Genomic DNA, 12,756 nt, shown 5'->3' with positions numbered 1-12,756 from the left:
TTTTGTTTAAATTCATTTCTCTTTTAATTTAAAGTGTGGAATTCTCTCATATTTTTGCTACAGCCTACGCAACTAATATTAATTTTTTTGATATTAGAAACATAACATACATTTTTTATATAAATAAATGTGGATTTTTGACTTATAAATGCGTGTAACTCTATAATCCCATCTCAAATTTTTCAAATAAATTTGTTCTTGACTTCCTATACCAAGAGAAGGCTATAAAATCTTGTGTTAAATTTTGAAAAATTAAAAAAAATTGCTTCTATCTTAAAGCCTTATATTGGATTTTCTAAAAAGAATTTAGTCAGAACATCCACCATCTTCGCTATTGTCATAAGCAATATTATTGAAGCAATATTGCTTGTATTTATAAATACATCCATGACAACACTATTTGGTGCTATTGCTACTCCAGGCATTACGTATACAATATTTTTCGGCGCTATTTTCAATAGCTTATTTTACATTGGTCTCTATGCAGCCACATTAGTCATTAAATATGCTTTTTGTGATTATCTCATTGAATCTCTATCTCGCATAATGAGTAAAGAACTTGCTACAAAATGGCTCAACCAACAAAGCTTTTATGGTCTCAAATTTGTATTAACCGATCACCAATCTAAAAAACTAAATATTGGAAAAATACTCAAAGACGATAGCCATGAAATCAGTAATTCTGCAGTGTCTCTAGCAGAAAGTGCATTAAATTCATTTTTTTATTTTATAAATGGTATTTACCATCTTAGCATTATGTCATCCCAACTAACCTTCACAGCACTTGGCAGGAATTTTGTAATACCAGGTTATATGGCTTTAGGGGCATTATGCTACTCCATTTCTTATAATTTTCTGACAGGAAATTACAACCAATCTTTAAAAAATGCAAAAAATTCCAAAAGAAATCAAGAAAATCGTGTTTTAAATCTAGTTGCACATATCGAGACAAATGCAGAAGCCATTGCTTTTCAAGAAAATAATAATAATGAAAAATCTAATATTATCAATAATCTACAAAAATTAATCGATAGGCAACGAATCACAACAATGCTCTCATCAAAGCTAAACATCTTTGAAAGTATTCATTCTAAATTATCAACTGTTTTTGGGCTGATTCTGTCTATCCCAAGTGTTATTAATAATACTCTATCTTCTACAAAAATATTTGAGGTAAATCAATATTTCGAAAATGTGGTCAAATTCTTTACTTGGCAACAAGCAAATATTGAAGATATCCTTGCACTCGAAATATCTATTGATAGAACAAATGAATTTAAAGCGATCATGGAGAAATGGAGTAAAATAAAGGAAGAATGTGTCTTAAAACAGAATTATGGCCAGAACCTTGCACTAGAAAACCTATACATATATACCCCCAATGGCGATACATTAATTGAAAATCTTTGTATCCAGATCCCCAAAAGAAAAGTTACTTTAATTTCCGGTCGATCCGGAGCCGGAAAATCCACCTTACTTCGAACTTTAGCCGGTTTGTGGCCTTTTGCTAAAGGAAATATCACATACCCAGCCTCATCTGATGGATTAAAAAAACAAACCTTATTTATTCCACAAAAGCCTTGTTTTCCCTTCCATAGTACTCTATATGAAGCTGTCATTTATCCTGAGAAGCTAGAACCAACCGTAACACGAATCAATCGAATAAAAAACTTAATGAAGCAATTAGACTTTAGCGACTATTTTCTTAATAATTTAAATACACAAGGTCAATGGGGAAAAATATTAAGCCCAGGCCAACAACAACGCTTAGCCATTATTTCCGCGATTATTCATAAACCGAAAGTACTTTTCATGGATGAAGCAACTTCTGCTCTGGATTGTCTCACCAAACAAAAAGTAGAGCGTTTGATAAAAAAAGAATTACGCACAACAACAATCGTATATGTTGATCACAATCCAAATAGTGTCACCAATACAAAAACCAGTTCATTCACACCATTCTACGATGAAGAAATTAATGTGTACAACGCAAAACCAACCTCAAAACAGTCAGCCTCTTTGAAAGAAGATAGTGGGGAAAAGAAATATTTTAGTCCTTAATATCATTTTTATTTATATCATTGCAGCCCCAAAAATCTTACCCACTAACGCTGTAGCCAGCATAGCAAGCGCTCCCCAAAAGCTAACTCTAATCACTCCCTTTAAAATAGGTGCCCCTCCCACAAAGGCGGCCACGCCTCCCAGCAAAGCAAGAAAAAATAAACATGATATTGTTACGAATACAATGATAGTTTCTATAGGCGCAAAAAACGCCACACTCACAGGAAGACCTGCTCCCAAAGAAAATAACAAAGCAGAAGTAATTGCAGCTTGCATGGGGCGTGCTTGAGCTATGTCTGTGATGCCTAATTCATCTCGCAAATGTGCTTTGAGTGCGTCTTTTTCCACAAGCTGCGTAGCAACTTTCTGCGCCAAATCTTTATCAAGTCCTCTCTCTACATAGATAGAAACGAGTTCTTTAAATTCGTATTCTGGATTTGTCTCAAGTTCCTTTGCTTCTTTTGCAATATCTGCTTTCTCGGTATCTGATTGAGAACTAACAGATACATATTCTCCTGCCGCCATAGACATGGCACCTGCCACAATACCAGCAATGCCCGCAATCATGATGTCTGCGTGTGATGCATTAGACGCCGCTATTCCGGTGATAAGACTGGCCATTGAAACAATACCATCATTTGCGCCTAAAACAGCGGCTCTTAACCAAGGCACACGCCCTATTAAATGATGCTCTAGATGATGTGTATTTCGCATGAAATCCTTTTATTATTATAAATTTTATAATTCTTTTAGTATGTGAGTGCTTATGATTATCTGACCATAATAGCATCTGTATAATTTCATCTTCACTAGTGAAATTATTTACAGCTTCCACATTAAAATTTTTAGTTATTTGCAATATATACAAATCGACAAGAAGCTATGGAGGAGGATTTAATAAAGTGATCATTGTTCAATAACTAGCACTAGATATCTCAATGCAATTTGTTTCCATTTGGCACTTTAGAATCAATGGTCGCGATACAAATAGCATTGTTTTCATCAGAAAATCCAACCAGCAGAAATTCAGAGATAAATCCTGCTATATTCTTTTTATCTAAATTCACACAACCAATAATAGAGCGTCCCAGCAATGCTTCTTGTGTGTAGTTTAAAGTAATTTGTGCTGACGTTTGTAAAATACCTATTTCTGTACCAAAATCTGCCCATATCTTATATGCGGGCTTTTGAGCACGAGGAAAAGCTTCAACTTTAATAATGGTGCCTGATCGTAAGTCTACTCGTGCAAACTCTTCATATGTGATTATTGACATCTTTCTCCCTGCAAGTCTGGCCTATTTCATCCCTCATATAACAAAAAGAAGCTAGAATATCTGGCGCAGCACAAGTCCGCAACATCATACTTACTCATTCATCCCTAAATTATTCTTTGCGAAAATTCGATCTGCACGATAACTCGAACGCACCAAAGGACCTGATGCAACTTCAAAAAAGCCTTTCTCTAATCCTATTGCTCGATATCGCTCAAATTCTTCTGGCAAGACATAACGTTGAATAGGCAAATGGTTCTTAGTAGGCTGCAAATATTGTCCAAAAGTTACCACGTCTACGCCTATAGCACGTAAATCATCCATCGTTTCAATAATCTCTTGCTCTGTTTCCCCCAATCCCAACATTAAACTGGTCTTTGTAATTACGTCTGTTCTATATTTCTTGGCAAACTCTAAAACAGATAAGGTTTGTTCATAACCAGCGCGAGGATCTCTAACAGGGTGTGTCAATCTACGAACTGTTTCAACATTTTGAGCAAATACATCAACACCAGAATCTAAAACAGTCTGTACATCTTTTAGAATACCTTGGAAGTCACCTGTTAAAGCTTCAACTTTTGTTGAGGGCGAAAGTAATTTAATCTGTCGTATTGTGTCTGCGTAATGTGCAGCACCGCCATCTTCCAGATCATCTCGATCAACAGAGGTTAAAACAACATATTGAAGCCCCATAAGCTGTACTGACTTAGCGGTGTTCAGCGGCTCATCTCTGTCCAACCAACCATTTGGATTGCCTGTATCAACAGAGCAGAATCGACAAGCACGTGTACACACATAACCCATTAGCATAATGGTTGCTGTGCCATGCGCCCAGCATTCATTCATATTTGGACATTTTGCTTCTTCGCAAACAGTACTCAACCTATGCTCTCGCACAATTTCACGTACTTCTTGATATTTGGGAGAGTTTGTATATGTAATTCTTAACCAAGGCGGTTTGCGAAGATAGGGCTCTGATGAATGTCCATCATGAATCGTTTGTTTAATTCCATCGCGGATTGCTTTGAATCCTTCTTTTGTAGTGTATTTTTCACCACTTTTGACAACAACAGGCGTAGATACAGGTTTTACCATGGCATAAACTAATTTTTTCATTTTTATATGCCAACGATTATAGCGCAATTGAAAACGCAGCTCATCTTAAATTAAAAAAGTTATCTATACGAATATATAACTAAGACATCAAAAAATTTGTCAGAAAACAAAATATGTTTGACAAAGATATTTCTATAAGCAGGAAAACACGCCTTAGTTACACAGCTCAGCCACCTATATATAAGTGGCTTTTACCATGCTAAACGCTTATTCAAATTACAGACGAACTCTTGAAGCAGGCTTCTTCTTTTCTTGCTGCATTTTAACAAGACCAAAAGATCGTTTACTGACAGGCTGTCTTTGAGGAACACTTGCCTTTAAATTATAATCGAAGAACATATTCTTGGGTTGCACAGCTGCTTTTTTCTGTTCTGTCTGCACACCATGATCTATGGCTATAATTGTTGCGGAGGGTAACTTTTGTTTTAAATATCTCTCAACCAATGCTTTACTCTTTTGATCAAGTGCATTGGTACCTTCATCAATAAAAATAACATCTGGTCGTTTGATGAGAGCGCCAATAATGGCTATCTTTTGCTGTTCACCGCCGCTTAATTTCTTATTCCACTCATCATGAACATCAAGATCTCGGATCGTTTCTTCTCTAAAACCAAAAGCTTTCATCAATTTAATAATTTCAGATCGCTCAGCCTGATTAATCGTATCTTGATTTTTTGTATCTGGGTAGTAAATCGCTTCAAGCAATGTGCCTCTATAGGGGAAGTAAGATTGCTGTGGAATACAATAAACTCGTTGTTCACTGCCTTTAGCACCACTCGGTATTAATATCTCGCCTTGAGCAAAAGGCCATAACCCTGCAAAACAACGAAATATTGTAGTTTTACCGATACCAGATGGGCCTGTAATAACTGTCGCTTTTCCACCTGGTATTTTAAAAGATAAATTATGAAAAATAGCTTCTCCCTGTGGATTGCTCACAGACAGACCCCTCACGCCAAACCCAACTTCATTGTCGTTTAGCTTTAAACCATTTTTCTTCTGAATCTCATCCCATTCTTTCATCATACTATTAAAGGCTTGTATTCTTTGCATAGATACTTCTAAACTTGCTAAATCAGTTGTATTCTCTTTATGCCAACTAAAGAATTTAACAATATTCGCAAAATACTGAGACACAGAAAAAGCTTTAAATATATCAAATTTCCCAGCAATGGCACCAGGCGCTGATAAAATCAAACCAAACATGTAAGCTGTTTTACCAGAAATGTTCTGAGTAAAGCTTAAAATAGATTGAGACAACATACTCGTCTCTTCAACTTTATCAATTTCAGACAATTTTCCTAATAATCGATCACGTTCTTTAGCACCGCCTTTCTTAAGCGCGATAGCTTCAGCATATGTTTCAACATGATGTAAATCAGCAATGTATTCTGCTTGTTTATTGCGGAATGAAGAATCATTGGCAGTCAAATCTTTATCAACATAACCAACAATCACAGAATATATAATTGAATAACCAAATGCCAACATAAGCATATAGCCAGGAACAACAAATGACATTTGAAATACATTCACTGCCAAAGGCGATGATAAATACCAAAGTTGATAGGCACCAACAAAGAAATTGGCAATAGTACTAACAGCAGAAGAAAAGAGCTTGATGGTGGTATCTGATGCCTTTTTCAAATCACTACTTAATACCTCAGCAGGATTAACATTCTTATCGCCTTTATTAATAAACTTGAAGCCATAATAAGACTTTCCATCAATCCATTTTGTAATGAGTGTTTCGCTAAGAGAATGTGTTAATTCCTTGCTTAACCAAGTTGACATAACATGTGTAACCGCATTAAACCCAGCAAAAATACAGGATGGACCAAGGCAACCCAGTACCCCCCATGCAACAACGGAGAACTGGGCACCCGGTTGTATTAAGAGCAATTGTAACGACGTGAGGGCATCATAAACATAGACTATTGAAATAGAAGAAATTATGCAACTTAATGCCACGGCTGCTAGAACGAAAATTCGTTTTGCCCCTTTCCGTCCAAAATTAAAATAAGGAGAGAATAATGAGTAAATCTGATTGATGCTTGCCAAGGGAGCTCTCCGAATAAACTAAACATTTAAATAAAAATTCGTTTGACTTTCTAACTTTAGCCAGATGCACAACGGATTATAGCCAGTTACATCACAACCCACAATAGAAATTGCTCTTTTAGCCTCCGAAACATTCATTATTTTCTGTTAATTTCAGAAAATTTTATATTCTCATTTCCCCCTATTTTCATTGCCTCTCATTTTCTTAGCATTTATATCAATGTATTATCATAGGCAACCAAAAAAGTTTATCAACCAACACAATTTTGGAGCAATGCTCTCAAACCTTCACGATAGCTTGGATATTTAAGCTTTATGCCTAAAGATTGCTTTATCTTTGCATTACTCACTTTTCTATGGCTGTTATAAAATTCTTGTGTCATCGGAGATAATTTCGCCTTCTCAATAGACAGCAACTTTGGCGGAGATACTTTAAGCAACGTTGCCGCGTATTGAATAACCTCATGAGAAGGCGTTGGTTCATCATCTGCTAGATTATATATTTCTCCCATTTGCGGAGCATTCATCGAAGCAAGCAACACTTGTACAATATCTTCTACCTGTATACGTGAAAAATAATGCCCCGCTTTAAAAATACATGAGACCTCTCCCTCAAGCAGCTGTCTCAAAACATTGCGAGAAGGGCCATAAATAGCTGATAATCTAAAGATCTGCACAGGCACAGAAATATCTTCTCCTAATTGCAACCAATTTTTCTCAGCTCCCACTCTCAAGATAGCTCTTTCATTATCAGGCTTAAGCATTGAGCACTCATCAACCCAATTGCCATCATGATCACCATACACGCCGGTTGTTGAAAGATAACCTATCCATTTTAAATGAGGTGCAAGCTCTTTTAAGATATCTGAAAAATCAGCAATAACGACATCCCCTACTTGCCTTACAGGCGGTATAGAAATTAACAAATGCGTTACGCTTTTAAGATTTAAACAAATCTGCGCATAGTCCATATAATCTATCAAGCAAATATTTGATGATAAATATTTATCTCGAATTTCTTGACGTCTTGAAGTGCCAGCTACTTGCCACATAGATAAATTTAACTGGGATGCCAAAAACGCAGCCGTATACCCAAAACCAAAAACAAATAACTTATTTTTCTCAAACATTAATTATTTCTTCCACTGATAATGAAATGACCTCTCAATCAGTCGAGCAACTCATTTCTGTTTAACATTTGTCACTCTTTGCACATCATGGTAGATTGTGCCAGTTTTACCTGGATCCCAAAGAGATAAAAATGAAAATAATTACTCAATTTACAAGTTTAAGCCTCATTTTAGCAACATTATGTGGTTGTGCAGCTACACATACGAGCATTAGCAAAAGAAATTTAGATGTACAAACAAAAATGTCTGAAACGATATTCTTAGATCCAGTTTCTCCACAGCAAAAAACGGTATTTATCCAAATACGCAATACATCTGGCAATAATCAGCTTGATATAGAAAGCCAATTAGCCCGCAATTTATCTAACAAAGGTTATACAATTGTATATGATCCCAAAGTTGCTCATTATTTAATTCAAACCAATGTGTTGCAAGTTGGTAAAGTAGATCTTAAAGAATCACAAGACTTACTATCGGAAGGATTTGGTGGCGGGTTACTCGGCGCAGGTGCAACCGCTGCACTGGGTGGCAATGGAAGAGCAGCACTGGGCGTAGGTTTAGTAGGCGCAGCCGTAGGCGTGGTTACAAATGCTATGGTCAAAGATAACTTCTATACTATTGTTACTGACTTGCAAATTTCTGAACGCACAAAAGAAGGCACTGCGGTAACAGAGACACTTTACGCTAACCTTAAACAAGGTACTGACGCAAATAAAACGGTTAGTTCTACAGAACAAACTGACTGGAAGAGATATCAAACGCGTGTAGTAAGCACTGCCAATAAAGTGAACCTCGAACTTGAAGAAGCAATACCTGATTTGGTTGCAGGCCTATCAAACTCAATTTCTGGCTTACTATAAGAAAGTAACTGAAAACTTTGCTTACCAACGGAGAAACTGTGGAGCATAGATTCTTATATACACAATCTGAACTAGCAGACTTTGGCGCTGATGTGTTATCTGAATATATGGAAAATCCTGGCTGCTGTCATGAATTGATAGACAGGCTTTATTCCGTTGGTCTGAGTATTTTGTATAGATTTTCTGGCACAGATAGAGCAACTCACTCTAGCGATGCATTAAATATACAAACATCACCAATGCAGCCAAAGCATAAACCTGAATAAAAGAGAGGGAATCAATTTCCCTTTCTTTTTACATGCCAAATTATATTTTAAACAACTTATTAAGATATAGTCTTAGTTCAACCTGTTTTGTGTAATATAATTCTGCGTAGACCTTCTATTTTCAAAGAAGCTATCCACACTTTTACTTCGGTTATGACGTTTGAAAACAACCATTGGCTTTTCCATTTTTATTTCATTCAACGCTATAATCGCTGCAGGCTGCACTAACAACATCGCTTTCTGATTTCCATCTGATACATGTTCAACTTTATCCTCACCTAAAGGATAAGATTGCAGAAAACCATTCAAGCGTTGAGATAATCTCATCGACTGCGGATCTTCTATCGAACAACTGTCTGAAAAATCTAAGTCTTTCAGACGTTGAGTAATTTCTATAAGCTCTATTTCTACCTGATCGTCACACAATTGTATGCCTGGTCGTTCTGTCTTCTTAACAGAATGATGACTATTTATTTTTCTGCGAGAAGCTTTCTTTGCCTCTTTATAGATACTATGCGTTTTAATACCGATACATTTCACCACGTCTACTGCTTTATGATAAAGAGAACCACCTATAATATTCACCGTCCAAGGCGCCCATTGATATGCCAAATTACCAACATGCTCTCGTCCTGGAAAATAGCTTATCCAATACATTGGGTTCCATTGCGAGGGAATACCCCACAAAGTACCATAAGCCTGCTCATAAATAACTCTAGCAGCACTCGCAGCAATTGGCCCAGAAAGCCAATGCACTGCAACAATACCTGCAATAGTCAAGCCAACTCTCATCGCTATTTCTGTTTTTGATGTATTACTATGCCTTTGATTCAAATCAATATCTGCAGTATGTAAATAATGCTTCACTCTATTTTGATCAATCTCTCTGCCATGTGCTTGTCCAAAATCAATCAGAAAATGCACAAGATCCTTTTCTGTGTTAATTTTAGACAAATCTTGATTGCGAAGATCGGCTATCAAAGCACCTAATATTTCACGATGGATGCTCTCAGACAATGCGCTCTCTAGCTCATCTTTTATGATGGGGGCAGCATTATCAATTCCAGAACTTATTTCTAAATTACAGATCTCGTCACAAACAGTATAATCTTCATGGTGTTCGTTAAAATTTTTTGCTTCAATATTATTTATAATATCTTGTTTCTTGTTGTCATTAAAAAAGAAGCCCCACATAAATAATGCTCTCATGTATGTAATCACTCACAGGATGTGCAAGTTAACACACCAGATTTGAATTACCCATTTGATAAAGACAATCTGTTCAGAAGAGCCGACGAGCGAGATTTTCACTCGCTCTGCGTATCGTCGCTAGAAAAGAAATTAAGGAGAATTTTAAAAATTACTTAAATATTTTAGGCTTCTTAGCCTTCTCCGCTTGCATTCTCGCTTTCTGACCACTTGCTTGATCCGCTGCTTGCTGTTGGTGTTCTGCTTGACGCATCTGCCAGTATTTTACTTGAGCAGAGTCATATTCAGTCTTGTCTGCCAATGTCTCTTCTCTTATCCCAACAGCAATCGCAAGTCTTTTGCCAAAATATTGTGCATCATTTGCTAAACGACAAGTAGCTGCAAAAAACGATTGTGCAGCGATCACAACACTTTCACAAACCTTTGTTAATCGATCAATCAAATTATGATGTCGTCCCTTAGAGTGCGTTCTAAGGGACTCCATGCTTTTTTTGATAACATCACACTGTTTTTCAATTGTTTCCATTTTATTCTTAAAAGAAGAGGAAAGCTTAATACTAATGCTTGCTTCCTCAATGGGTGATTTTCCTTTGTTGAAGGTTGTCAATCGTTCATCTAATTTTAACAATGCTTGCTCAGGGGTAGGTAAACTCCTTAAACGATCGGTAATTCGTTGTAAAGACTCACAAAGTGCTTTTATTTGATCTTTGCTATATTCAAGATCTCTTCTAAGGATCTCTTTAAATGCCAATAATTCAATTTGAGCTTTTTTAATATACTCCATCGTTTTTGGATCATCAAAGCATGCTGCTAATAACTCATTAAGTTTACTGAAATCCTCAATCAACTTCATTAATGCAACACTTTGCTGTGCTTCATCTAAGATACTATTTTGTGTCTCATGCCCCATGACCATACCCTCTCGATAATTATCAGAAATACGTTGAAGTACTCATGAGGTAGGACAAAAAAAGTGTAAATAAGTTCTGTGGAAATGGGATTTTGTAGATTTAAGAATAATGTTTATATACACATATAGTAGATATTACTCATTTTGACAGCGCAATGCTTGCAACTGTTGGCCTAGCATGGTGTTCTATATATTCCACCAATGTACTAGCAATATCTTTTTTAGTTAATAATTCAATTTTTTTGAATGTAATGGCTGTACTAACATCCATCACTAAACATCTATCTGATGTTCTTAATAATTCAACAGCAGCATATTTCAAACCTAAGATACGCACTGCTCTCACAGCAACTTTTCTTTCTTCAGCAGTTAATTTTAATATTTTTTTAGTTTTTATTTTACTATCACTCATCTTAGTGGTTTCTTGTGCAGCGTCTATCGCTGCAATAACTTTTCCACCTAATACAATGCATCGAATAAGTTTACACATATCCTGTGCTATATATTCTTGAACAATAAAGTTAGTTTTGAGATTACTAAAAACTTGAATTACGGCATGAGCAGCCTTGTTGGTTTCTACCAAAATACTACTCGCTACATAGGCGTTATTAAAAGATTTGATTATCAAAGGCGCCCCATGAACAACCTTAATTAAATCGTCAATATTACTAGGCGCATTCCCATAAGCAGTAATAGGTATACTAATATTTCCTCGGCTGAGTAACTGCTGAACAAGCAACTTATCTCTTGCATTAGAAATTGCTTCAGATGTATTGATACAATAACTCCCAAAACACTCAAGCTGTCTAATAATGGCTAAACCATGTGTCGTAATTGCCTCACCTATTTGAGGAATAATCACGTCATATGCCCTTAATAGCCTTCCCTGATAACTAACGCCTTGCTCATAAGAACCAACTTGTGCATAACATTTTTCAGGATTAATAATATCAACTTGATACCCCTTACTTTCTGCTACAGAAGCAATCCGTGTTGTAGAGTAATGATTAGGCGCTTTACTCAAGATACATATTTTTAAAGCACGATCATGCTTATATGTCTTTATGCTTTCATAAAGCTCAGCCGATAAACTCCCTAATAAAAAAGATTGTTCAGGAACAACAAGTACCTTACCTTCCATTGCACTTCTGCCAATCAGCATTCGATAATTCATTGTTTCTCGATTGGTAAGTGTAATCTCAATCGGCCACTTCTCTTTACCAAATTGCGCCATGACTTGAATCACATATCGCAGTTCAGTCTGACCATTTGAACTGGTAACTTCGCGCTCATCAACCAAACGAGCAACAGAATAGACCTCTATTTCTGGTCTTTCGGGTACAGGGTGAATACCAAACTTTACTTTCTCTATACCATCATCTACAAATTTTTCTACCATAAAGGCATGTAATGCTGAAGTTTTAGCACCAGTATCAATTTTTGCCCTAATAGCAGGTAAGTTTAATTCGGGTAACGCTATCCATTCTTCCCAACCAATTTCAATTAATTTTTTAAACTTCATCGTAACGCCATTTAAATGATATCTATATTTATTTTAGCATGCTAATTGCATTTTTGACTACGTCAACGATTCTCAAAATGTCATACTAATTCAGGCTAATTATACCCAAGTAAGCAGCACAACAAGGCTAAACATGCATCTAAAATCTATTAATGAGAACCATCGTAATAGTATTTTCTATATGCTTATTCCATCCCTCACCAAGAACTCAGCTTACCAACTACATCATTCCTTACGAAATAAAAAATCCCCTGCATTATCAATTATTACCAGCAGATCTTAGGAAATGGATGATTCTCTATCTTTAATATCACTCAATTGCAGCAGAGATCATCCATTGCTGAGTAATA

At 36.1% G+C, this 12,756-nt stretch carries 11 protein-coding genes; 3 read left to right on the top strand and 8 right to left on the bottom strand.

Translation table 11 applies throughout. The annotated features are described in order from the left end of the window. Nucleotides 1–234: 234 nt before the first annotated feature. Entirely contained in the window at nt 235–2,061 is a 1,827-nt protein-coding gene (locus CC99x_RS13005) for an ATP-binding cassette domain-containing protein (protein WP_057625411.1), read from the top strand. A gap of 12 nt (nt 2,062–2,073) precedes the next feature. On the opposite strand, the gene CC99x_RS12810 is transcribed toward CC99x_RS13005, so the two are convergent. From CC99x_RS12810 to CC99x_RS12790, 5 genes are all read right to left on the bottom strand, one after another. Continuing rightward, entirely contained in the window at nt 2,074–2,775 is a 702-nt protein-coding gene (locus tag CC99x_RS12810; protein ID WP_057625412.1) for a VIT1/CCC1 transporter family protein, read from the bottom strand. 221 nt (nt 2,776–2,996) lie between these two features. After that, entirely contained in the window at nt 2,997–3,335 is a 339-nt protein-coding gene (locus CC99x_RS12805) for a tRNA-binding protein (protein ID WP_057625413.1), read from the bottom strand. Nucleotides 3,336–3,425: 90 nt separating this feature from the next. Further along, nucleotides 3,426–4,427 (bottom strand): lipoyl synthase, encoded by a 1,002-nt coding sequence (gene lipA / locus CC99x_RS12800; protein ID WP_057625440.1) that lies wholly within the window; start codon nt 4,425–4,427, stop codon nt 3,426–3,428. 237 nt (nt 4,428–4,664) lie between these two features. After that, complete coding sequence (locus CC99x_RS12795; protein ID WP_077065489.1) at nt 4,665–6,509, bottom strand: ATP-binding cassette domain-containing protein; 1,845 nt, start codon at nt 6,507–6,509, stop codon at nt 4,665–4,667. A gap of 251 nt (nt 6,510–6,760) precedes the next feature. Continuing rightward, a complete protein-coding gene (locus CC99x_RS12790; RefSeq protein ID WP_057625415.1) occupies nt 6,761–7,639 on the bottom strand; it encodes an SDR family oxidoreductase in 879 nt (292 codons plus the stop codon). A gap of 131 nt (nt 7,640–7,770) precedes the next feature. Between CC99x_RS12790 and CC99x_RS12785 the strand changes: the two genes are divergently transcribed. Together CC99x_RS12785 and CC99x_RS12780 are read left to right on the top strand one after the other, a co-directional pair. Next, complete coding sequence (locus CC99x_RS12785) at nt 7,771–8,499, top strand: complement resistance protein TraT (RefSeq protein WP_057625416.1); 729 nt, start codon at nt 7,771–7,773, stop codon at nt 8,497–8,499. A gap of 38 nt (nt 8,500–8,537) precedes the next feature. Then, nucleotides 8,538–8,765: a hypothetical protein gene (locus tag CC99x_RS12780; protein ID WP_057625417.1), complete on the top strand. Its 228-nt coding sequence runs from the start codon at nt 8,538–8,540 to the stop codon at nt 8,763–8,765. A gap of 72 nt (nt 8,766–8,837) precedes the next feature. Here the strand turns inward: CC99x_RS12780 and CC99x_RS12775 are convergent, their stop codons facing one another. From CC99x_RS12775 to CC99x_RS12765, 3 genes are all read right to left on the bottom strand, one after another. After that, nucleotides 8,838–9,974, bottom strand: coding sequence for a hypothetical protein (locus CC99x_RS12775; RefSeq protein ID WP_141651937.1), 1,137 nt, complete (start codon nt 9,972–9,974; stop codon nt 8,838–8,840). Nucleotides 9,975–10,125: 151 nt separating this feature from the next. Continuing rightward, on the bottom strand, nt 10,126–10,884 hold the full coding sequence (locus CC99x_RS12770) for a hypothetical protein (protein WP_057625419.1): 759 nt from the start codon (nt 10,882–10,884) through the stop codon (nt 10,126–10,128). Nucleotides 10,885–11,023: 139 nt separating this feature from the next. Beyond that, nucleotides 11,024–12,406, bottom strand: a complete 1,383-nt coding sequence (locus CC99x_RS12765) for a RimK family alpha-L-glutamate ligase (RefSeq protein ID WP_057625420.1) — start codon at nt 12,404–12,406, stop codon at nt 11,024–11,026. Nucleotides 12,407–12,756 lie beyond the last annotated feature (350 nt).

This window comes from Candidatus Berkiella cookevillensis (assembly GCF_001431315.2).
GTDB lineage: Bacteria > Pseudomonadota > Gammaproteobacteria > Berkiellales > Berkiellaceae > Berkiella_A > Berkiella_A cookevillensis.
This window is presented reverse-complemented; position numbering and strand designations above follow the sequence as displayed.

What these genes read in the sequence shown, in the direction of transcription:
- CC99x_RS12810 (WP_057625412.1), bottom strand. Translation starts at nt 2,775, where the DNA reads ATGCGAAATACACATCATCTAGAGCATCATTTAATAGGGCGTGTGCCT.
- CC99x_RS12790 (WP_057625415.1), bottom strand. Translation starts at nt 7,639, where the DNA reads ATGTTTGAGAAAAATAAGTTATTTGTTTTTGGTTTTGGGTATACGGCT.
- CC99x_RS12785 (WP_057625416.1), top strand. Translation starts at nt 7,771, where the DNA reads ATGAAAATAATTACTCAATTTACAAGTTTAAGCCTCATTTTAGCAACA.
- CC99x_RS12765 (WP_057625420.1), bottom strand. Translation starts at nt 12,406, where the DNA reads ATGAAGTTTAAAAAATTAATTGAAATTGGTTGGGAAGAATGGATAGCG.
- CC99x_RS12770 (WP_057625419.1), bottom strand. Translation starts at nt 10,884, where the DNA reads ATGGGGCATGAGACACAAAATAGTATCTTAGATGAAGCACAGCAAAGT.
- lipA (WP_057625440.1), bottom strand. Translation starts at nt 4,427, where the DNA reads ATGGTAAAACCTGTATCTACGCCTGTTGTTGTCAAAAGTGGTGAAAAA.
- CC99x_RS12775 (WP_141651937.1), bottom strand. Translation starts at nt 9,974, where the DNA reads ATGAGAGCATTATTTATGTGGGGCTTCTTTTTTAATGACAACAAGAAA.
- CC99x_RS12805 (WP_057625413.1), bottom strand. Translation starts at nt 3,335, where the DNA reads ATGTCAATAATCACATATGAAGAGTTTGCACGAGTAGACTTACGATCA.